The sequence below is a fragment of the Mariniphaga sp. genome, assembly GCF_041687215.1.
GTDB lineage: Bacteria > Bacteroidota > Bacteroidia > Bacteroidales > Prolixibacteraceae > Mariniphaga.
In genome coordinates this window covers 20162-44447 of sequence record NZ_JAWLCI010000013.1, presented here as the reverse complement: position 1 = coordinate 44447, position 24286 = coordinate 20162, and the positions used below count along the sequence as shown (strand labels likewise).

Annotated in this window: 19 protein-coding genes; all 19 read right to left on the bottom strand. The window is 34.9% G+C overall.

The features are described 5' to 3' along the window. The 19 genes from ACESMA_RS07095 to ACESMA_RS07005 all read right to left on the bottom strand — a co-directional run bounded on the left by ACESMA_RS07095 (window position 1) and on the right by ACESMA_RS07005 (window position 24189). Entirely contained in the window at window positions 1–630 is a 630-nt protein-coding gene (locus tag ACESMA_RS07095) for a NeuD/PglB/VioB family sugar acetyltransferase (RefSeq protein ID WP_372948087.1), read from the bottom strand. A gap of 231 nt (window positions 631–861) precedes the next feature. After that, the gene (locus tag ACESMA_RS07090) at window positions 862–1890 is read right to left on the bottom strand and encodes a sugar-transfer associated ATP-grasp domain-containing protein (RefSeq protein WP_372948086.1); all 1029 of its coding nucleotides are present in this window, start codon (window positions 1888–1890) and stop codon (window positions 862–864) included. 24 nt (window positions 1891–1914) lie between these two features. Next, window positions 1915–2943, bottom strand: a complete 1029-nt coding sequence (locus ACESMA_RS07085) for a GNAT family N-acetyltransferase (protein ID WP_372948085.1) — start codon at window positions 2941–2943, stop codon at window positions 1915–1917. A gap of 326 nt (window positions 2944–3269) precedes the next feature. Then, window positions 3270–3917: an acetyltransferase gene (locus ACESMA_RS07080; protein ID WP_372948084.1), complete on the bottom strand. Its 648-nt coding sequence runs from the start codon at window positions 3915–3917 to the stop codon at window positions 3270–3272. Beyond that, entirely contained in the window at window positions 3904–4542 is a 639-nt protein-coding gene (locus ACESMA_RS07075) for a sugar transferase (protein ID WP_372948083.1), read from the bottom strand. The genes ACESMA_RS07080 and ACESMA_RS07075 overlap by 14 nt, the downstream gene beginning before the upstream one ends. Before the next feature lie 17 nt (window positions 4543–4559). Then, window positions 4560–6572 (bottom strand): NAD-dependent epimerase/dehydratase family protein, encoded by a 2013-nt coding sequence (locus ACESMA_RS07070; RefSeq protein WP_372948082.1) that lies wholly within the window; start codon window positions 6570–6572, stop codon window positions 4560–4562. Window positions 6573–6937: 365 nt separating this feature from the next. Continuing rightward, entirely contained in the window at window positions 6938–8164 is a 1227-nt protein-coding gene (locus ACESMA_RS07065) for a glycosyltransferase family 4 protein (protein ID WP_372948081.1), read from the bottom strand. Between the two features lie 19 nt (window positions 8165–8183). Next, entirely contained in the window at window positions 8184–10046 is a 1863-nt protein-coding gene (locus tag ACESMA_RS07060) for a heparinase II/III family protein (protein WP_372948080.1), read from the bottom strand. A 73-nt stretch (window positions 10047–10119) separates the two neighbouring features. Next, entirely contained in the window at window positions 10120–11211 is a 1092-nt protein-coding gene (gene wecB / locus ACESMA_RS07055; protein ID WP_372948078.1) for a non-hydrolyzing UDP-N-acetylglucosamine 2-epimerase, read from the bottom strand. Between the two features lie 138 nt (window positions 11212–11349). Continuing rightward, window positions 11350–13470 carry a bi-domain-containing oxidoreductase gene (locus tag ACESMA_RS07050; protein ID WP_372948077.1) on the bottom strand — a complete coding sequence of 707 codons (2121 nt, stop codon included), beginning with the start codon at window positions 13468–13470 and terminating at the stop codon, window positions 11350–11352. Continuing rightward, entirely contained in the window at window positions 13467–14582 is a 1116-nt protein-coding gene (locus ACESMA_RS07045; protein ID WP_372948076.1) for a glycosyltransferase, read from the bottom strand. The genes ACESMA_RS07050 and ACESMA_RS07045 overlap by 4 nt, the downstream gene beginning before the upstream one ends. A 6-nt stretch (window positions 14583–14588) precedes the next feature. Then, window positions 14589–15665: a glycosyltransferase gene (locus ACESMA_RS07040; RefSeq protein WP_372948075.1), complete on the bottom strand. Its 1077-nt coding sequence runs from the start codon at window positions 15663–15665 to the stop codon at window positions 14589–14591. 801 nt (window positions 15666–16466) lie between these two features. Then, the gene (locus ACESMA_RS07035) at window positions 16467–17366 is read right to left on the bottom strand and encodes a glycosyltransferase family 2 protein (RefSeq protein WP_372948074.1); all 900 of its coding nucleotides are present in this window, start codon (window positions 17364–17366) and stop codon (window positions 16467–16469) included. Then, window positions 17366–17992 (bottom strand): acyltransferase, encoded by a 627-nt coding sequence (locus ACESMA_RS07030; RefSeq protein WP_372948073.1) that lies wholly within the window; start codon window positions 17990–17992, stop codon window positions 17366–17368. The genes ACESMA_RS07035 and ACESMA_RS07030 overlap by 1 nt, the downstream gene beginning before the upstream one ends. Window positions 17993–18128: 136 nt before the next feature. Then, window positions 18129–19223 carry a hypothetical protein gene (locus ACESMA_RS07025; protein ID WP_372948072.1) on the bottom strand — a complete coding sequence of 365 codons (1095 nt, stop codon included), beginning with the start codon at window positions 19221–19223 and terminating at the stop codon, window positions 18129–18131. Continuing rightward, window positions 19220–20491 (bottom strand): O-antigen ligase family protein, encoded by a 1272-nt coding sequence (locus tag ACESMA_RS07020; RefSeq protein WP_372948071.1) that lies wholly within the window; start codon window positions 20489–20491, stop codon window positions 19220–19222. The genes ACESMA_RS07025 and ACESMA_RS07020 overlap by 4 nt, the downstream gene beginning before the upstream one ends. A 55-nt stretch (window positions 20492–20546) precedes the next feature. After that, window positions 20547–21755, bottom strand: coding sequence for an IS701 family transposase (locus ACESMA_RS07015; RefSeq protein ID WP_372948070.1), 1209 nt, complete (start codon window positions 21753–21755; stop codon window positions 20547–20549). 299 nt (window positions 21756–22054) lie between these two features. Further along, window positions 22055–22483 (bottom strand): acyltransferase, encoded by a 429-nt coding sequence (locus ACESMA_RS07010; RefSeq protein ID WP_372948069.1) that lies wholly within the window; start codon window positions 22481–22483, stop codon window positions 22055–22057. Between the two features lie 152 nt (window positions 22484–22635). Continuing rightward, entirely contained in the window at window positions 22636–24189 is a 1554-nt protein-coding gene (locus ACESMA_RS07005; protein ID WP_372948068.1) for an oligosaccharide flippase family protein, read from the bottom strand. Window positions 24190–24286: the final 97 nt, after the last annotated feature.

Here is a 24286-nt window from a genome sequence, read left to right as displayed (position 1 = left end):
TTAGAGTTTTTTCGCTGGATTTCCGAATACAGTGGTATTTTCTTTTACCCTGCGAATTACAAAACTTAAAGCACCAACAACAGCTCCTTTCTCCACAATAACGCGATCATTAATTACAGCGCTGGAATGAATCGTTACTTCATCTTTTACCTCAATTCCACCAACACAAACAACATGGCAATCAACCCTTGAATATTTTCCAATCTTCACATCATGCCCGATGATAGCTGATTCCTGAATCAAAGCGTAATCCTGAATTTCACATTCAACACCAATAAAAGCGTTTTTAAGTATGATACAGCCTTTGCCCATTTTGACATTTTTACTAATTGATGCATCGGGATGTATCAAATTTATAAACTCCCCCCCTTTATCCAAAATAATATCTATACTCCTTTTCTTTTTAACAACATCACCCATGGAACAAACAAAAACATCATCATGCTCAGGAATGTAGTGATGTATTGTGTCAATAATAATGGGGTATCCTTTAAAACCATTCAAAGCATCTTTGTCATCATCGAGAAAACCTTTAATTTTAAATTCTGTGTTATACCCTTTGCACAATGTTGCGTGATGGGATATTTCACGACCCATTCCTCCTGCACCAATTATAATTAAGTTTTTCATTGTTTGGATATTTGATTTTTTATTTTTAATGTGAATCCTTCTGTATATTATTTTACAAATATATTAACTCTCCACGTATTTCCTACAACATTGGCAGAGTCATGTAAATCCTAATCGCTAAAGGTTAATTCCCCGTTGCTCTGCGGCGGGGTGGTTCATCCTTTCCGTTCCCTACTATAACTAAGAAGTAAAATGTTTGATTTAAATCAAAATCGGGGTAAATTTAGTTTGTCATATGTATTTTTCGAGGTCTTTTCGAATGCCTTTTTTTAACGCTTTCTCAATAAGTGTTTTATGCCAGTTGTGGTTGCCTTCAATCAGACTGATTCCTTTTTCGGTAATTGCAACATCCCAGCCAACCGTTCTAACCTCTGGAATTACCATGGCTGCTCTCTTTACAGTTTCAATCAATAAATCCCAATGAGGTAACTGATAACCGTCAAATTTAATGTTGGTTACAGGATGGAATTCAAAGTATTTTTTTTCGGACGGATTGAGGCGAAAACCGATTCCATTTAAACATCCGGTTTCTATATTCACATTAACCGCTATCCCACCTGCATGAACATTATCGAGGTCATTATTTACGCCCAAACGGATTGCCGCTCCAATAATATCTATAGTTCCTTTGCTGTTGAGAACTGTAACAATCCTTATTGTATTTAAACAACTTGGATTTAGTTTCATTATATCTTCATGCTGTATCACATATTCCTCAAGCAAATCAAATTTTTTCAAATAATTGAAGTATTTATTCAACGGCTGATTATTGATTCGAATTCCCTCTTTTGTTATTTCAATATTTATTTTTTTAACGCCAAATCCTCCTGCACTATTATTTTTTTTGATAATCAGTGTATTTGGATTTTTTTTCAGGATCCAGTTTTCCAGTTGTTGCAATGATACTGTTTTAATATTAAGAAAATCGTGATTGTTAAACGATCGAAACTTCTGGTTAAACAACAATTTATTGTAGAAATATTTAGTAAACTTTTTATTGTTTAACTTTTTTTGAAAACGGTACATAAATAAGGTATTGGCATATTCGTTTGGATTGAAAACCTCGTTTTTGTACACATCAAAATAAAAATAATCCATCGGATGCATGCTGTATTTCAGGAAACTCATGTAAGTCTGAAACAGAAAATAAAAGGCAGGCCGCTTGTATTTATGTTTGTAACATCGGCTAAATTCAAATAGTTTGTTTCGGTGTTTAATATATGTTAAAACAACATATCCAAAATAAAGTAACCTGTCCATTATCATTTTAGTTTATAATTTCAGTTAAAATCTATAAAGCGGAAAATAATCAGCGTTTGGAATTTTATCACCAAACTTACTGGCAATTAGTTCATTGTAAGCATGCAGGTTAATAATTTTTCGCCATACTTTAAACTCAAAAAAATCTTTTGAGAAACCCGCTTTAAATTTTAATAGCGAGTCATTTGCTCCACTATAACCACCGCCAAGATGACAATAATTGCATCCCATTTCATTCGCATAAATTCGGGCACTATCAATTAATAATTTCAACGGACTGAATTTTAGCATCTCATTTTTGGTTCCTCCAAGATGATATTGCATAATACCATTACAAATAGTAAAAATACCACCAGCGATAATTTCATCATCCGCTTCGGCAACAAACAATACTGAATTAAAGTCGGTTGCATTGATTAAATTACGAAAATAATCAAGTGAAAAGTAGTAACTGGGATTTGCATTTACACGTTGCATATTCTTATAATAAATAGCAATAAAACTTTCCAAATCTTCAAAGGCTGATGTTTTTCTTATTAAAATACCATTTTTTAAAGCTCTGTTGATGTGCAATTTGGTGGTTTTATTGTACTCAGACCTTTGTAAGTCAATAGATTGATTCAGATTTATTGCAACGGTCTTGTTTATGGGAATTACCTCACCATAATCTTTAAAAATGATTTCCTGAAACGGAAACATCGGGTGTAGTCTTGAAAAAGAAGAAACTATTTTCCTTTCCATAAAAAACGAATTCAACCTTTTGTTAAACTGTTTGATCGCTTCAGAGGGTAAATCATTAAATTTAATATTACTTACCGGCCCGCAATACCCGTAAACAGAAGTGCAATCCTTCAAATCACTGCCAGGTATTGAACGAATGACCAATGGAATAGCTATAAAATTATCATCAAAATAATAAACAAACAATACAGCTTCGTTTTCTTTATCAAGTAAATGATACGATTGTGTATGATAAAAATCATACTGTAAAGCGTTAAAAACGATATCATTCCACCTGGAATCGTTAACATTAATAACTAAAAACTTACTCATTTAATGTGTTTTTCTGATATTCTTTTCAATCTGCATTCGTTCCATTTATGTTTCCTCGGTTAAAGCTTACAATAAGGAGAAAAAAAACTTCCCAAAGCATGACTAAGATGATGTTCAACAAAATGTACTTTGGGCACTTGCTTTTTGCTGTCCCAACGAACCCATACCAATTCCAAAAACTTTTTTGTTATGGAACCATGCACCAATTTGTGATTTATAAATGGTTTGATGATTTATTAATGCTTTAAGCTGTGAAAAAACTTTTAACTGATATAATCATCAAATAACTTTTTAATTTTTAACTTCTAATGACTGATTCAATATGTTTATTTGACAACTTTTATCACTCGCCCCGGGTTTCCGACAACAGTTTCTCCTTCATTTACATTTTTTATTATAACTGCACCAGCTCCTATAAGGCTATTATCTCCTATTTTTTTTACCCCTGTCATAATTGTTGATGCTATTCCAAAAAAAACGTTGCGCCCAATTTCAATAGATGCACCAACATTATTCCCCAGACTGAAAAAGCATGCTTTACCAATTGTATTATGATGAGCAATGTTAACACCCATAGAAATCATCGTATAATCTCCAATTGTTGTTAACGGCATTATATTTGTACCAGGTAAGATATATACAGCTTCACCTATTTTAACTGATTCATGTATTATGGTATCTTTACTTATAAATGAAGGGATTAAATATCCTTTCATTTTATACTTTTTTAACAATCGATACCTCATTTCATTATCGCCTAAAGGAACAAAAATGGAAATAGATAAATCATTTGCCATAAAACTATCCAGTTCATTCAAATGACCTAATACTTTTATTCCATTTATTACATTTCCTTTTAACTTTTTATCATCATCAAAGTAACCTAATATTTTGTATTCTGCAGATAAATACTCAGAATAAACCTGCGCATAGGTTCCAGCGCTAACAATTATTGCTTTTTTAGTTTTTACCATTGAATTTTTCCATTATTAAATTATCTTTCATGTAAATATCGGATCTTTTAATCACTTTGTATAATGTTAAGAATAATACTTTTAAATCTAAAAGGAATGACAAATTATCTACATACCAAACATCATACGTAAATTTTTGTTCCCACGAAATGGCATTCCTTCCGTTTACCTGAGCCCAACCTGTAATACCGGGACGAACTTCATGCCGGCGTGCCTGTTGTTTGTTGTACAATGGCAAATATTCAATCAACAACGGGCGCGGTCCAATCAACGACATATCTCCCTTCAGTACATTAATCAGTTGGGGTATCTCATCAAGGGAAGTTTGTCGTATAAAGCGTCCGGTTTTGGTTAAACGTTGAGACTCCGGAAGCAGGTTCCCGTTTTTGTCTTTCTCATCCGTCATTGTTTTAAACTTCACCACACGGAATATTTTTTCATTTTTTCCCGGCCGCTTTTGGGTGAAAAATACGCCTGCCCCCTGATTGGCAACAGATAAAATGAGGATGAGGAGGATAAACAGCGGGCTGATGACGATGATCCCGGTAAAGGCAATCAGAAAGTCGAAGAACCGTTTGAAAAATTGTTTGTACATGTTTCGAAGAGTAGTAAATTGTTTTGTCATTTATTGCACGGATTAATCTATTCATTTTGAAAATACCTGATTAATGATTCAATCGTATCTTCAACGGTATATTTAGGTTTCCATTTCATGTCACTAAAGAAAAGAGAACTGTCCATACCAAATTTCATATCCACCTGTTTATTTTCAACCTGAATTTCAGATTTTAGCCCACCATTACAGGCAAAGGCAATATTAATCGTTTTCACTGCAATATCATATAATGTTGATGTTTGCCCGGAACTTAAATTATATACAGGTTTCCAGTCTTCCGGGTTTGTTTTAAGCATCGTAATAATGGCGTCCACCGCATCGCGAATATCAAAGCGTTCCAGAATTTGCCTGCCACCTATAAGCTGAATTTGTTTCCTTTCTATTGCCTGACGTGCAAATTTCGAATAAAGATCAACCTCAATAAGTCCCTTAGCTCCTCCTGCAAGAGTTCCCAACCTGATAGAGCTGTATTTAAGTGTATTTTGTAATTTGCCAAATGATTCAAGCATCAGTTCAGTTGCATATTTTGCCTGTGCATAAACCATTTGAGGGGCAACGGGTGTTTTTTCTTCCGACCAGGGAGGATCGTTTTTTAATCCATAAACACTCTGACTGGAAATATTAATGATGGCTGGGATTTGGCTTTTAACTGCCATGGTAAAAAGTTCATTTGTAAATTTTAAACTTTCAGCTATTTGCTGGTGGGTTCCATGAGGCCGTTTAAAACCAAGATGTAATAAAATATCTACATTGCCGAGGTTTACTCTTCCATTTTGCAAATCACCACTATCAATAATTTTTTCAACCTTCTCTTTGAATAACCCTTCCGTTTTGCTTTTTACCCTACCGAACACCCAAATATCAAACTCATTTTGTTGGATTAATTGATCGATTAAGTTTTGCCCCAGATAACCACTGGCTCCGGTGATAAGTACTGTTTTTCTATTTAGCGAACCGACATTATTTAATTTTTTATAAAGTTTTTGGATTTCAATATTTCTATCAAGTGATATCACTTTGTCTGCCACTTGCCTGGTACCAAAACGATTGGAATTAAAAGTTAATTGGTTTTTTCCACTGTTGATACCCAGCCATTCTTTTACACACGATTCCACCTCATTGAATCCCATTAATGCACGCAGCCCGGTAATCCCTGTAAATCGCGGATTCATTTCAAAAATTTTAAATCCATTATCGGTTAACCTCCCCTGAATATTGAGCGGACCTTTTAATCCCATTTTCAAAAAGGCAGGTGTAAGTTTATCGACAATACTCCAAATATATTTATTTTCGTATGAAACAATTTCAATTGGAATTCCATCTTTTAATTTATTATAAGTGGACATTCGGCCTAATAATTTTCCCAAATTGGAGTATACCAGCTGTATAGAGACCTCAGACACCTGAGGGTTTATTTTTTCCCCAATCTGCGACAAATAAAAATCATAATTTGGATCATCTTTCCCAGGTATTGCGAGTTCCTGTAAAATAGAATTTTCCGGTATTTTATACAAGTCATCTTCTGAATTTATAATTTCAATACCTTGAGATCCGGAACCACCACGCGGTTTGGCAATAATTGGGAATTTTAATTTTTCTGTCCTTACAGCCTCCTCAATAGTTTGTTTATTATAATTTTTAACAAAAACATTTGCAATACTGCCAAATTCAGTATTCATACGCTCTTTATCGCGGCAAGCAGCTATAAATTCAGTTCCTGAAATAATCGTTTTAATTCCTGCTTTTTGAAAATTTTTTGTGTTTTTGGAGAATAATTGTAATTCGTCATCGAGGGCTGGGATAACCAAATCAATTTTATTCCTTTTACATATATCTATTATACTAGCAATATAATTATCGTCATGGATTTTTTTTGTACGTATTTGGTAGTCACAGTCATACGATCCATACGCAAAAGGATTATCGCCTATTCCAAATGTTTTAAAAGGTAATCTTGATAATTTTAATGAATTTATTATGGATTGACCAATGCCGCTGCCAATACATGTAATACCAATATTATATGTCCCATACTCCATATTTATGATTTATTAAATGAGCTACTTCCTTATTAAAAGCTCCCATTTTCCTGACTTATACTTTCACTTTTAAACACTTTCAACAAGATTGAAAACGTATTTTTTCATTTTTCTCCAGCTTTTTTGGGTAAAAAATACGCCTGCCCCTGATTGGCAACAGATAAAAAGAAGGTGAGGAGGATAAACAACGGGCTGATGACGATGATCCCGGTAAAGGCAATCAGAAAGTCAAAAAAACGTTTAAAAATTTTTTTATACATGATTTGGATGATGGTATTTTTTTTAATTGTGTTATTTTCACCTTAAAACTAAAATTTGTTGTTAAAGTGAGCTGATTTTTCAATCATCCATTTTATAACATTTTTTTACTTGGATGTTTTGACATCATAAACACTTTCAATAAAATCAACAAATTTGTTTGCCAGGTCATTTCTTGTAAATGAATTTTCAGCCAGTTTTCGGGCATTTAATCCAAATTTTTTTCTTTGTTCCGGATTATCGGCAAGGAAGATTAATCCTTCTGCAAATGATTTTGCATCATCCGGTTCAGTTACAACCCCACAGTGATTTTCCCGGATCAAATCAGCCAGCCAACCCGGGTAATTATTTAATACAGGCAGGCCTGAAGACAGATAATCAAAGAATTTATTTGGGGAAGTACCATAGTAGAATGCAGGCACATTGGCAAGTATCATCAATCCAATATCAGCACTTGAAACTATTTTGTTTAATTCTGTTTTGGGCACAGAATCGAAAAAACGACAGTTAGCAAGCCCTTCTTTTTCAGCTCTTTCCATTAAAGCAGGTTTCATCTTTCCATCACCAATAAAAACAAAGACAATATCTGTCCGTTTTCTGTTTTTTAGTTCCGATGCAGCATCTAAAACTGCATCCAACCCATTTGCCACGCCGTGTGCGCCAGTGAAAACAGCTACTGTGTCATTGGGTTTTATTCCCGGTAGTTTTAAATCTCTCCTTTTTCCTGGTTGAAAAATATCCAAATCGCACCCATTTGGCACGAGTGTAATTCGTTTATTTTTTGAACTCCTTTTGGCAATACCTTCGCAAATACCCGGTGACAGGCCAATACAGGCATCCGCTTTCCGGTAGCTTAACCATTCGAGCAGGCTCATACCCCATAATAAAAAAGGATTTTTCATTCCCAATGCTTTGGGCAGTTCCGGCCATAAGTCTCTTACTTCAAAGATAAATTTTCTTTTTCTGAACCATTTAGAAAATATGCCTGGAATACCTGCTGTCAAAGGCGTCGATGTGGCAAAAAGCAAATCATAATCTTCTTTTAAAGCAATTTGTATTCCCCTATATGCAAACTTTAGAAAAATCATTGTTCTTTTTGCAATTCCATCTTTATTGGAATAGGGCGCCTCAATTTGAATGACATCAATCCCATCAAAAAAACCTCTCGACACACCGGAAATATTGGTTGGCTTGAAATTAATTTTTTCTTTTCCGCCGCTTACCATAATAACCTCATGGCCTCGTTCCAATAATTTCCGGGCCATTTCATAAGAACGGGTTCCACCTGCCTGAGTAGGAAGAGTAAAATTTTGATGGAAGTAAAGTATTTTCATATGATTATTTATCCGTTAATTAATCTTTTAGATTTATACAAGTAGTATAAATTCCTGGTTTATTAATTGCAATTTCAATCCTTTTCAAGCTGTGCTTTTCCTGGTAATGATCCGAAACAAAAGTATCTTTTAGTTGAGCAGTAGTATCAACCGGTAATTCTATATCAAAAAAAGGAGTTAGTATTTTTCCATCCATCAATTTCCATTCACTTGTGTTCAGAGTATATCCTGCCAAAACTTTATTAAAACTTCCGGAAAGGGTATCCACGATTATCCATTTATTATCCGTAATTTCAACTGAGCGTTTATGCCGGTTACCAAAAGAATCTTTATAACTTCCTGTCCATTTCGAAGCATTTGTTTTTTCAAGCGTTTCCAAAACAGCAGTTTCCGGTTTTAACCAGTTCCCCGCAAGGAAGCGACTGATCGCAGGCATCTGTTCCCGGTCGTCGAAACTCAATGTATTGTGAGAATGAACTGAACCTAGATTGAAATCACATTCTTTTTCCGGGTTGTAGGAATAGGAGCCGGAATCGCAAATAATATTTTTACCATTGTGCCATATGTCCACGTGCATGACGTCATTGTGTGAAGGACGAAACCGGAACCAGGGCCAGCGGATTAATGTCCAGGTATTATCTCCATGTAGGATTGCAAAACCATTTGCTGAAAAATTGTTTTTAATCGGAGCCTCCTTTACCTCAATAAACTTCATGTTGAACCAGTATAATACTTCGTTGTGTTTGCCAAAATTAAACCAGAAGGTATCGTAAAAAAGGATGGCAGCCAATTGTAATGTTGGCCTGAAATTGCGGTAATGGCAAGAGTGGGTATTAAGAAACATTGCGCCATCATTGGATCCCAAATTGGGGGCATTGCCCGAAATGGTATCCGTGAGTTTGTACAACCAGTTTACGGCATCTTTTGTTTTCCTATAAAAACGGGGCGAAAATATTTTGCCCTCCAGGATTTTTCTCCAGAATTCTACATAACAGAGTGTATCCAGCAATATCCGGTGATAAGTAACAGAGTGCTGGGAAAAGCTGCCGCTATCAGAAATCAGTTTATTGGCCCGGTTTTCCAGCCAATAGCGACCTTTTAGGGCAAATTTTTCTGCTTTAGGGTATTTATCCGGGTTTACTTTTTGCAGCCACAAACCACCCATAAAAAGAGCTGCTGCCTCACTGGTTCCATGATTATTGTCCTGCGCAATAGCATACAGAATGTTTTTACTAATGCGCTGCATAGAAGAATAAACAAACTCTATTAATGATTCCGATGGATGAACATATTGATTTAATATATAAGCAGCATTGAACAAATTAAATACCCGGATGCTAGCTTCCTGTCCACATTTCCAGTTTGGACCAGTATTAAATGGATTCTTTACTACCCAATCAGACAGCCATAAATTAAGGGTGTTAAGATATTTTTTATCACCTGTTACAGCATATGCCCGCGAAAGTGTAACAACCCATTCAAAACGACTGGCTTCCCATACGCTTTTTATATCACCCACCATCGGGTTAAAATCCCCGAGTTTTGTCCAATGTTTGCTAACATTTGGGTATTCTTTACCGTTAAAAGGATTTATAAACCAGTTTGGTGGATTTCCAATTACTTTCCAATGAAAGGCGTAATACCTTATTTCTCCTTGAATTATTTTATTTGCATCTTCCAATAGTTGTGCTTTCCATTCTTCGGGATAATCAGATTTCAATGTTGTTTCAGAAAAAAATGCCGATTTGGATTTGAATTTTTTCTGCTTAAACCAAAGCTTGCGCAACCCGGTTTTTAAAGTAAGCCGATACCAGGCAACATAGGCAACGTTAGAGATGCCGAGTTTAAGAATGGTGGATACGTAAAGAAAGAGTTTTTTCATTATGATATTGCCGTTTGTAAAAGTTAGGAATAACCATACTTTAACCGCTGTATCTTTTTTATGTACGTTTTGGTTAATTAAAAATATCTAATAAAATGTCCACAATTCGCTCCGCGGTATGTCCATCCCATAATTCGGGAATACTGCCTTCTTTCCATTTTCCGGCAAAAAGCTTCTCCATTGCAGGTTTAATTGCGTCAGGATCTGTTCCAATAAGTTCATTTGTACCTATAGTTATTGTTTCCGGTCGCTCGGTATTATCGCGCAGCGTTATACAGGGAATTCCCATAACTGTTGTTTCTTCGGTAATTCCCCCTGAATCAGTAATAACCGCTTTACTGTTTTCCACCAGATAATTAAATTCCAAATATCCCAGAGGCTCAATCATGTGTAATCGTGGATGTGCAATGCCCAAGCCATTCAATATTTTGGACGTGCGGGGATGCACCGGAAATACCAAAGGTAAACCATTTGAATGAAGTATTATTTCATCGAGCAATTCCTTCAGTTTCGATTCTTCGTCCACATTGGCGGGACGGTGTAGCGTCATTACCATGTAATTGCCCTTTCCCAGTTTTAAATTATTCCAAACCGGAGGCTTTTGAAACCTTGGGCGTTGTTTAATTAAAGTGTCAATCATGGTATTGCCTACCCTGAAAATACAATCCTTAGAAATACCTGATTTCAATAGATTTTCGTCGGCAGTATTGGTAGTTGTAAAAAAATAATTAGTAATGCTGTCAGTCACCATTCGGTTTATCTCTTCTGGCATGGACCAGTCCCCTGAGCGAATTCCTCCTTCCACATGCGCCACTTTTACATGCAGCTTTTGTGCGGTTATGGCACAGGCCATTGTTGAGGTTACGTCGCCAACTACGAGGCATAAATCTGATTTTTCCTCAAGGAGTAATTTTTCATATCCAATCATAATAGCTGCGGTTTGTTCGGCTTGTGTACCGCCTCCTGCACCAAGGTTTACATCGGGTTCGGGAATTCCCAGTTGCTCAAAAAAATTACCGCTCATATTTCTGTCATAGTGCTGACCGGTATGTATTAATCTAAAACTAATACTTTTACCCTTGTTTTGTGCTTTTTTAATAGCCTCAATTATAGGCGCTATCTTCATAAAGTTGGGCCGTGCGCCGGCGATGAGGTCGATTTTCATATTGTATTTATGTTTTTATTGTTTTACTTTATAATACTGGTTGGAGCGGGTGCGGACAGATTGGTTCGTTCGGGGCGGTCATTGCTATCCCGATAAGCAAAGCGATATCGGGAGAAGCAATCTGTACCAAATTCGCGCCTAAACTTCCACCCATCCCCCTTCCTTTAAACTCTGTATGGCCGCAAAACTGGCTTTGGTGGTGTTCACTATTTCATCGAACGGAATGAGAGCCGGGCCGCCATTATTTATCTGTTCTGATAGTAAACTAAACTGCGCCTTATGGCCTTTGTCCATTTTTGATTTCATTTTAGAGAAACCTTTAAATCCGTACCCTTTCAGCTTGCGCCAGTTTTCGAGCACAAGTGTTCGTTCCTGCGAGTACACTTCCACCCGCTCCTTATCGTACGACTTGCTGCCATTAGCGAAATAATTGATAACGCCGTTGGAGCCGTTTTCATATTTCAACAGAATTGTGGCATTGTCCGTGTTTTCTTCGGGTTGTGTTCCCAGCGCATTCATACAAACGGATACTACCTTACTGCCTGTCAGGAATGTAATCAGATCTATAAAATGACAGGCTTCGCCAATAATGCGGCCACCACCCACTTTCAAGTCATGTACCCAAATATTGGGAGGAATCAACCCGGCGTTCATCGTGGCAATCACATGAATAGGCGCACCGCTTTCGCCAATGAGGGATTTTATTTTTACCGAATAAGGGGAGAACCGACGGTTAAAACCAACAGAAATTGTATTGTCACTGTTTTTAAAGACTGATTTAATTTCCTCCAGCTCCTCTGAATTTAAAGCCAGGGGTTTTTCCACAAAAACATTTTTCCCGGCTTTCAGCGCATCAATGGTCATTAAAGCATGCAAATTGTGGCGGGTTGTAATAACAACAGTATTAATGCCTTCATTTTTCAAAACCTCTTCAAAATCAGTGGAACTGTTCGCAATGCCGTACTTTTTTGCAAGGGAAGTACCTGAAACGCCACCCGAACTGACAATGTGGGTTATGTTGGCCGGGATGGCCTTAAATGCCGGAAGCATCGTCATTTTAGTAAAGTTACCAGCACCAACAATGGCTATTCCATTGGTTTTTCCTGAATTTTTATTTTCCGAAACTTTTATGGTATTGCTATAAGATGTTTTTTCTGCAGTATATTTTAAAATTGAAGCAATAACGCCAGAGTTGCGCATATTGCCATAAATCTTTAAATAGTCTTCCAAATCGACGACTTCGGTAATCAATGGTTTTACATTTATTTGCCCGGAAGAAATAGCATTCAGAATGGCTTCAAAATTTCGTTTTTCGGTCCAGCGTACAAACCCGATGGGATAATCCTGTCCCTTTTCCTCGTAGTTATCGTCGTAGCGGCCTGGCCCATAGGAGCAGGAAACCTGGAAAGAGAGTTCCTTTTCGTAAAAATCGGCACGGCTGATATCCAGGCCAATGACGCCAACCAACACAATACGCCCGCGTTTGCGACTCATTTGTGCTGCCTGTGCTATTACATCATTATTTTGAGTTGAGGCAGTAATAACTACTCCATCCGCACCTATGTTATTGGTATAGTGTAATACGGTTTTTACAGGATCATCGCCTTTAGCAGGATTAATAGTTTGAATGCCCCACTCTTGTGCGATTTTAAGCTTTGTTGCATCAACATCTATTCCGATTACACGGCAACCGTTGGCCAAAAGCATTTGTGCAGTTAACAAGCCAATAAGTCCCAGACCAGTAACCACGATGGTTTCCCCAAAAGTTGGATTGCACAAACGCATTCCCTGCAGGCCAATGGAACCAATAACGGTAAAAGCAGCTTCTTCATCATTTACATTTGCGGGGACTTTGGCCACCAGGTTTTTTGGTACACATACAAATTCGGCATGTTTCCCGTTGGAAGCCACACGATCTCCTTTTTTAAACTCACTAACCCCTTCACCAACCGCCAATACCTCTCCCACATTGCAATAACCCAGCGGCAGTGGTTCGCCGAGTTTATTAAATACGGCCTCCAATGTTGGCACTATACCGTCGGTTTTCATTTTATCGAGTACCTGTTTTACTTTATCCGGTTGCTGCCTGGCCTTGGCTAGCAGGCTTGCTTTACCAAACTCCACCAGCATACGCTCGGTACCCAAAGACACCAGGCTGCGGGTAGTTTTAATTAAAACAGTACCCGGTTGTACCACCGGAGCCGGAACCTCTTCCAATAGGGTTTCACCGGTTTTAAAGGATTGGATAATTTGTTTCATGTTTTTAATTCTTCCATTATTTTTAAGTATTTCAATGCTCTAACAGTTGAGTTATCGAACTTTTTTAGTTGCTGTTTCCCGTTTTCAACAAGCTTTGTCTGTTTATCTTCACTTTTTGCCAATTTTACTATTTTTTCTCCAATATCACTGGGAGAAAGCGGATTAAAGTAAATAGCTGAATTACCGCACAAGCCATGGGCAAATGATAAATCAGAGGTCAAAATTGGAGTCTCCATTCTCATAGCTTCTGCATAGGACGCTGAAAAACATTCCAGCAAAGTTGGTAAAAACATAAAATCAGATTGTTTATACACAAAAGGACATTGAGTAATATTTATTTTACCCAAAAAAACAATATTTTCTTTTTGTGAATCATCATAAGCTATATCGCCACCATTTATAGTTAAAATAAATCGAAAACGAAACTTAGGATGATTTTCTTTTAAATAGGAAATTACTTGTGGAATGATAGAAAGATTTTTATGAGGGTAATTTGCAGAAACAGTCAATATTGTTAAACCATTAAATTCAGGCAATTTTATTGAATTATCCCAATAATCCGGCATATCAAACATCTGATTGTAATAATTAGTTACAGTATGAATTTTTTTATTTAGAAAAATTTTCTGCAATTGCTTTGTTACATCTTCGGATTCTGTGATTAATACATCACTGCATTTATTGAAATTATTCAGATGTAATACCTGTTTAATTTTTAACTTAATCCTATCTTTTGTTGATAGCAAATCAAAAAAAGGAGAATTTTTATATAAATATTGAGCCTTGGCAAAGCCGGTAACATGAATCCTTTTGGGACGCCAATAGGTTGGTCCAAAAACTGAAAAAACCTTATCGGGTTGAATTTTTTCCTCCAGAGAATTTAAAAATGAATCTCTGCCAGCAATAGCTTTTAAAAGAGTTGGATTGATGGAGTAGTTATAAAAAGTAAAATTCTCAGGATAATCTTGCGGGTTAATTTGTTCTCTTAAAGCTAATGATAAGACGATATGAAAAATGTGTTCAGTATTTGATTTTATTTCGTTTAAAAAGGAATGAGCTACTTGAAGGCCACCTCCTTTCTTGAGATTTGATGTATTTACTAAAATTTTCATCACCGGCTATTCCTTAAGAGTTAATATCGCTTTTTCAATCATATTTTTCATTGATAAATTATTTTTAGCGAAATTTTTTGTTGATTTTCTCATTTTTTCATATTCTTTAATATCAATTTCTGATATTTTTTGAGCTAACTCTTTAATATTCTTTCCTAAAATAGCATTCAAACCTTCTGTTAAGTAATTGTATTCAACACCTTGATGAGTATGATCACTTCTTTTTAAAGTGCAAACAGGTAAACCGTGAGCGAGAGCTTCAACGATTGATAAACCATTCCATGCTGGTTGTAAGTATAAATCAGCTATGGAAAACAGTTCTGATTTAACCGAGAAATCATAGATTGCTCCAAAGTCGTATATATTTTTAATGCCATTAAAATCTGGTTTTAATGGTCCATCGCCAATTACAATAAGTCCATAAATATTTGTATCGAGAATCTGCATAAGTTCCACTAATAATTCAGCCTTTCTATTTGGATTGGAAAATCTAACACATATTATCAGATTGATTCCGGTTTTTATTTTATATTTTTCTTTAAACGATTTTTTTACAGTCGAATCTGGAAAAGGTTTGGAAATAATTTTATCTATATCCGATATTGTATTATTTAATGCAGTTCCTCGCAAATTTGGAATTTGATTTTGCCATATTTTAAGTTCGTTTTCAGTATAGAACCAGGAGTAATTGGCCATTTTGTACATTAATTTCCTTAACCAAGGTTGTTTTAAGCTTTCTTTCGAATATTTTTCATTTGAAATACCATGACCCCACAGTATTATTTTTTTTTTGAAAGCGAAATTTAAAATCAAAATAATCCAGGTTGAAAGATGTTTTACACTTCCCATTAAAACTATAGTGTTAATCTTTTTTGATAGCAGAGGAAAAAAATTATATATATGAATAGGACCAATACTAAAATTCTTTAAATGTTTTGTATTTAATCTGGATTTTTTATATCCACGACTTTCAACTTTTGTATTGTTCACCAAGGTAAAAATTTCAACAGGTAATTCTGAAACTAAACCCTTAAAGAATTCATCTCGATAGTGTGGAATAAATGGCTGGATTATTGCAATCATAAATGTATAATTATAAAGTATATTCATTTTGCCGGGCTAAGCTAAAGCAAAACCAAACATTAAAAATGGTAAAAAGCTAACTCTACCTTGCCCGAAAGGAAAGGAGGGTTTAACCAGACTAATTACATAATGAATGGATAATTATGGATATACCAAATTTGAAATATTAAATTCATTTAATTGTATATTGTTTTTTATTTTAGGCCCAATTAATCGAATATTTACTTTAGAATTTCTTCGAGTCAGGTTTATGAGGCGTTCATTTTTTTCGTTTTTGATACCTGCCTACCCAAATCAGATTTAATTCATCATTATCAAAGTTGAATGGTAATATTTGAATGTCATTTTCAGTAAACGAAGTGTTATTAAAAGATATAATGGGTTTAGAAATTTCGGTTGATAGTTTCTCTTTCACCAAATCGGAATATATCAATACGCCTTCGGCAAGCGAAAGAATTCTTCTGCGTGCAATGCGCGTAATAAAACTATTTTCATTCTTCCTATAAATTAAACCAGCCCCTGGCACCGCTAAATGAAACTACGGTTAAATCTACCCATTTACCGAGTTCTTTGAAAAATACGTCGAGGTAGTTAGGGGCGTTATTGAGTATATATGCTTATTTAAATCAGTTAAAATATATGCAGCTTGTAAAATAAAAATTGCAATGCAATTCATTTTCAAGAAGCTTACAAATAGACATCCGTTATGAAGGTGCATATTTGAAAATTAAGCAGGTAGAATTCATTACATTAAAAAATCTAAAAATTTATTGAATATTTCCTTGATCAAATAATAGGTAGTTATAAATATCTTTTTTTGGATAACCATAAATACATTTTAGGGAAAAACAACTTGGATATATATCCAAAATAAACCAGTGGATATCGATGGATAACATTTCTTTTCATAAATAAGAGATAATTTTTTGCTGAACCTTTGGGGGAATTTAAATATTTTTTTCTTTTTGAATAATTAAGTTTGGCAAATTCCTGGTAGCTGAATGAATGATCCTTATCACATATTCCGCATGTATCAGAAGCTATTAAAACTGGAATACCTTTTTTTCTTGCCTGGATTGTGTAATCAAAATCAGCCATTCCATGTGTATATTTATCACAGAAAATACCAATTCGTTCAATTACACTTTTGGATATCAGAAGTATATTAGCATTTGCCATATCGACTAATTGAGGTTCTCCGTTAGGTGATAATCTTTTTTTTGTAGCAAAAAACTGATTTACCCAAACATCTCCTCCATAAGTTATTTTTTGAGGATTATTTCCTGCACTTGTACAACCTGAATAAATTCCATCTTTTTCATAGGTTTTAATACTATATGCATGGGCTTCAAATAACTTCTCAAACACATCCTCAACAACAATGGTGTCGTCATTTAAAAGCAAGTAAAAATCATAATTGCCTTTTAATGCTTTTCTCCATGCCAGTCGCATACCTCCTGCCCAATATAGATTCCCATCTCCTTGAAGAATATGTATTTCTCTGTCGGTAAATTGTATTCTAACACTATCAGCAGTGCCATCTGTACAACCATCATCTGTCAGATATACCTTTAAACTGATGTCAATAGATTTTGTATTCTTATGCGTATAATGATCATAGGCAATAAATAGATATTTTAGGCAAGAAAGCGTTTTTTCTTTTCGGTTGTGACATGTAATTAATACAGCTATATCCTTCATTATTTTATTGTTTTGATTAACATCGCCGGATTTCCACCAATAATTGATCCAGCCGGAAAACTTTTAGTAACAACACTTCCCGCTCCAACAATAACATTATCACCTAATGTTACACCTTTTAATATGATTGATCGCCCTCCAATAAATACATCATTACCAATGTTTACCGGTTTAGATTTTGCCATTGTGCTATCCTCTTGTGAACTGCGTATTATAGGATCAAGTGAATGAAAATCTGTATCGGCAATTATCACATCAGCACCTATCACACATCTATTACCGATGACAATATTTTTTGCGGAACAAATAGTTGTGCCACTCATTCGAACATTATCTCCAACTTTTATTCTTGCATACTGGGTAAGAGCACGAATTATCGTTTTATGACTTACGCCAAGTGCCGTTTGTTCTGTTCTTGAGATCACCCTACAATTATTTCCAATTTCAATTGTAGCCCCTTTTACAATCGTTATTATAGGAAATCCTGACCAATTATTATCTTTCCCAATAGTAATATTCCTCTTCCTCCAAACAGATGGCTGAATAAAATTCAAATAAAGATCGGCTATATAAAAATGCCATCTATTTATGCGAAATGTAGCTTTTATAATGGAAGTAAATTTCATTTTTTTTGTTATTGTTAAGCATTATCTAATCAGAATAACCCCGGTGCCGAAAAAATGGTTTGATGATTCATAAAGGCAGCTTTACAAAAGGCGAAATAAAAGAACAGGAAGAAATCATAATTGACTTTTAACTAAGTTATTTATCAAAGCTATTATAAACAGATTTTATTAATTCATAATTATCTGGAGAACTGATATTAGTTGCTTTAGACTCATTTGTATTCAATGTTTCTACTATTTTTAAATAAAGGTCATTTATATCTTCAGATTTAAACAAAATTGTACCTTCCGGTCTGGAAACTACATCGCTCGCAATTAAATGCGTATTTTGTGATAATGCCTCTCTAACAACCAATGAATCACCATCGGTCAAAGTGGGTCGAAGTACTATATTACTTCTCTTCCATAGATTCATTGGATTATTAACAGGCTGAAACATTAGTAAAACATTGTCAGTAAGTTGAAGATTAAATATTAATTTTTGATATTTATTTATTTGATCATCAATAATATCTCCCGGAATTGAAATAACTAAACCAACTTTAGGGAAAGTTTCCCTTACTTTAGCTAAAGATTTTATTGCCAGGTCGATTCCATATAAATCTTTTCCTTCAAATAATCTGGTTGAATGAGCATAAATAGAAATAGTATGAGATTTTGATTTTAGAAAGATCTCAATCTCATGGTTTAATGGTTCGTTAGTTGAAATTGCAGGAATAAATGCTGGAATGACAGATATATTTTTAACATTAGGCTCTAACTTAATTAATTGTTCCTGTATATTAACGTTTACAGCGATCCAATAAATACATTTGTTCTTTATAATATTTTTGAATAGAAGCACTAAGGATTTAGGAAGATTATCAATTTCGGCCAGCATCATCTGATCATGAATGGTATAAACAATGTTTTTTTTAAATAATAGCATCAAAAATAATGTTGGCGATTCCCATATTGGATGTCCATGAAAATGAAAACATTTTGAATGATCTGTTATCCCATGTCTAAAAACCCATAAAAGACTTTTAAAAACACCATACCTAAGCTTAATATAAGACACGTCAATCAATTTTATATTTTCATCATGATATCCATTTAAAGAATTTGTACTATAAACGTAGTGAAGTATTTCTTCAGCATTTAGTTTGCGTGCCAAACGTGAAAGATGTGTTGAAATACCTCCGATTGCCGGAAGATAAGTTCCTTTAATTGAAATTTTTAAGTTCGTCATGTATTTGGTCGCTTACTTATTGTTAGTATTAATAGCCAGAATGGCAGATACATTAGCGGTACAAGTGTTAAAGAAACTACACCCAAAAGCATGATTAATGCAATTGCCATGCTATCTGCTAATTTCTCTTTTACTAGTTTATAAAAAATAAACAAAAATGAGATTAACCCTATAATGCCATAATCATAAAGAATTGCCAGGAAATTATTATGTGGTGAAAATATTTTTCTACCAATTGATTTACCAGTAAGTTCATTTGAATAATCGGTACCTCCTCCAAAAAATATGGTAAAAGGATCGGAATTGGAAAAACTAGATAAAGACTTTTCCCAAATAAATATTCTTCCTGAACCACTTGAAATTGAATCATCATTAAATCGGTCGATTAAACCACCAAAGATGTTTGATAAACTAATTATATAAATGAAAATAGCACCCAATACTAAATAAATAGCTAATTTATGAATGGATTTGTTTTTAGTGAAGATAATGTAAATCAAGGGCAATATTATAGCAATAAAAGCACCTCTCGAAGCCAATAGTCCTAGAGTAATTATGCCCAATACAAAGGTTGATATCACAAATATTCTGTAAAAATACTTTTTGAATTCATTATTGATAATATAATAAAATGATATAACTATTCCAATAGCTATTACACTTCCCAGGTAATTTGGGTCAGTCCAATACACTCGATTAAAGTTAGATCCGTAAATCTCTACAGCAAATTCATTCAAAAAAACAAGTGCATAAACTGATAAACTGAATGTTACAATTACGAAACCTATTTCAATTAATTTTACATGAGCTTTCGTCTTAATAAAATGACCCATTATATATATCAGGCATAAATAGACAATAAAATCATATTTCAAATTGAAATTAACTGCATTTGAAAATAAAATAATTGGCAACAGAATTAAGAATCTAATTTTTTCATTATCAATCTCTTTTAAATTTTTTGGATGGAAAATAAAAATTGCTAAACCCAAAATGAAATAAAATAATGGCGCAGAAGGTAAATAGCCAAAAGGAGCAACAGAAAAAAGTCGAATTGATACAAAAATAGTTACAATAGCTGGAGCTAAATGAGGATATTTGAACAAAGGTAGTGCAAATAATATTGTAAATAAAATCCTTAGAATTATGTTGGGTTCAACTAAATTTTTATTGGTCCACAATAAAGCGATTATAAGTAGCGCCAGATAATTTAGCCCAATTAATATTGGGAAAGATCTATTGTTTTGAATTTCTAATGATGAATTCATCAAATTAAATATTTTAGTCCATGTTTATTTAAGATATTAATTCTACTTTACCAAATTAAGTTTTCTTATAATATCTGTCAATATCCGCTTGTCTTTTTTGATGCCTGATTCGGATATGTTCCATGCAGAGATCGACTTCTTTTTGGGTTGCAAATGTTACTGCAATAACTAATAACCTTGCATCCCGGACACTTAGCAGTGGTATTTCTTCTTGTTGTTCAAGCTTCAGGTTCAAGATATACAGGCTTGCCATTAATACCAAAGCCATGTGATGTTGCCAGGCCAACCAACCAGTTACTTGATAATCTGACATGCCTAATTCATTTTTACAGTCATCAAAACATCTCTCTACCCAATACCTGCTACATTGAAAATAAGCCCATTCTTTATTGGTATATTCTTCTTTGTTTGCATTGCTCAATGAAAATTTTGTTTTCTCTGATATGGTAACCAGCAAGGTCCTTTCACGGGCTTTTTCTTCTTTCCCGTTCCAGTGCCAAACCTTTACTGTATGAACTTTTGCCACCTTCCAACCCTTGGCTGTCTTTCGTACATTCTCTGTTGTAAAATCCTTGTCTGTAAGCGTTTTTATATAGTCCTGTAATTGGACCGGCTGAATGTCCGGCTGTATATTCGTGGGCATCCTGCCTTTATTGCCTTTGCGTTCAGGAATTGAAAACGTGGGTTTCGACAGAAAAACTGTTTCGTCCTTATGCACATCCAACACATAAAACCTATCCAAATCATCTAATGCCCTTGTCAGTTCTGCATTATGCCCATACAGCCCATCGCCCCCGACAAAATCAAATTCTGCTCCAGCCTCGATAATTTGTTTTATTAACTTCAACGCCAGCTTAGGTTTGGTTTGAAATTTTTGTTCCGGACCTGGTATGCCTGCTGCTTCACATCGTTTCTTGTCCTTTGTCCATCCTTCAGGCAGAAAAAGTTCTGTGCCAACTAAAGTGCAAAATTTACCATTTGCCAATGAAACATGGACGGCAACCTGGCAATTATCCACCTTGCCTGCTACTCCTGCATATTGACGGGCAACCCCTACTGATTTGGGTCCCTTTTTTAAATGCGAAGTTTCATCAAGGACAAGGCCTGTCGGAAGGCCACTTTGCTTCTTTTGTGCCCTCAATAGTTTGTCGGTTTCCCTCAACGTCGCATTGTTTACCGCAGGTGCGCTCCAATTGCTGACAGACAAAAAATGTATGTACCGCTTATAATCCGAATCTTCTACTTTTTCTACCATTCGTTCCATATTGCCATGGCCTTTTTCGCACTATAACAGCCCCGCTAAATACTCTGCCGCCGTATGCGTACTACTCATTCTGTACACCCTAAACAACCCTTCATATGCGCTGTCTATCAGCTTGTTGACACTTGTCAGGCTTGATGAGCCGAATTGGGTTTTAAAAAACAAATTTTTTTTCTCTGCTCTTTTTGGCTTCATTGTCAAAATGATCAGAGATGATTAATAATGATTTAAATATACTAATAATCAGGCATATATAATAATTATTAAACGTATTTTATTTTAGTAAAGTAGAATTAATAAAACTATTTAACTGATTTGAATTTAAGGAGTATTGATTCATGCAATTTTATTTCATCCTCATTAAACCGATAAGAGATAATTTTAGCTGGGTTCCCGTCAACAATTGAATATGGAGGTACATCTTTCACTACAACACTGCCTGCTCCAAAAACAGCACCTCTGCCAATTGTCACTCCCTTCAATATTGTTACATTACATCCAATCCAGGTATCCTGAGATATGTACACATCTTTGTCGTTATCAATAAGTTTTTCCTGAACATTAATTATATATTCACCAATTTGTCTGATATTATAATCTCCGGGCATTATTGTAACATTTGGACCAAAAACAACATTATTTTCAATATCAATCTTTGATTCGGAACACCAAAACCTGCTATTTGAATCAATACTGAAATTGGTGCCTATTATTATATTTTGAAAAGTCATTGATGCGGGATAATTGATTCTAATATTTGGTCCTTTATTAATGATCTTTTTTAAATATCTAATTTCTGCATAACTTATTTATATGCGCCGAAGATAATCGACGGTTAAACCAATTGTCTGTATTAAATAAATTTTGAATTTACTTTTGAATTTCATATAATGCAATTATTAAATGATATTATTCTTGTAATGAATTGACTGACCTTAATATTTACAAATTTTCTTTCCTGATTATTTAATCCTATCGAATACACCATCATGATAGTTGAAAAGAAGGAAAGCGAACAAACGATCAGAAAGCGAATAAGTCCTTCTTCGGTTACAAATAGCAGAACAGCTAATGGAATAATACAGGATAAGGCTGTAACCATAAGAACTTTCAGAACAACTTGCCGCAAAAAATCGCTTGCGGAAAAATTCAGGAGTCTTATAATTATCGATAAACGCGCAAAAAAGGCTGTTACCGACAAACTAATAGTTATTAGAAGAGTCACTTGTGGTGGATAGCCTAATTTAAGGAAGATATACGATAGCGGAACATTACAAAGCAGTATTCCACCCACAACTGCCTGATATTTTTTTATTTTTCCCGTTGCGTGTACGGCAGTATTTAACGTACCAGAAATACAATTGATTAAAGCGTCGGCCAAAATCAATTGGCAAAACAATACTGTATATTCTGGTACCAATTTTAACCACCATTTTAAAATGGTTTCGGTTTGTAAAAGTATTGGGAGCGATAAGAAATATAAAAGGAAGAAGGAGTATTTAGAACCCCGAAAGATGAGTTGTTGCATGTATTGGTGGTCGTCGGCTGCATACGACTTCACAATCTGTGGATTCATTGACATTTGAAAATTATGAAAAAAACTGCTTACCGCTCCATTTACCTGATAGGCTATACCGCGAGCCGCATTTATAGCGGGACCAAAGAATATATTTAGCATGATATTAATACCTTGATTAAACGCAACAACCGCCAAATTGCCAAAAAGATTCCAACCGGCGTAATTGATCAAGGTTTTGTACAATGATTTTTCCCATAAGAACTGGTAGTTTGTTTCGGTAAAGTTGCGCTTGCAATAGATTTTGTATAGAAACCAAACCAATGCTGAAACGCTAAAAATCAAAACAGCATATAACTTTAATTTATCGAAACCTAACCAGACTAAAGCAAAAACAATAATCAATTTTAAAATTACCTCTACAATACTTACCCAGGCATAAACACTCATACGTTCGTGTGCAATAATGGTGGCATTATAGGGTACCCTCATTACCGTGATCATAAACGAAAAAATAGAGAATTGGTAAACCCAATTCGCGGCGCTCATCCGTTCGGCAGGTATATTCAGTTTGGTATTCAAAAACCATAGACCAATGGTTTCGGCCAAAATAAAACTGGCAACTGCAATAATCGCATGAATGTTAACACTCATACTAAAAACCTTTTTCAGTTGTTCAAAGTTCTTTTTTCCCAATTCAAACGAAAGAAATCGTTGTGTTGCCAACGCCATGGAATGGTTCAGAAATGAGAACATCGTAACCACACCGCCAACTACATTGTAAATACCAAAATCTTCAACACCCAGGGTATTTAACACAATTCGCGAAGTATATAACGAAACGCCCATGGTAAGGAACATCCGGAAATACAACAGAATGGTGTTTTTGGCGATACGTTTATTGTTTTCGGAATTGGACATTTATCCAGGTTTTCTTCATTTTTGTTTACTTATCAGAATTCATCAAAAAAAAGTAAGTAAGGATCGCGCTATGGGTTGAGGGTTAGGAGTTTTCCGT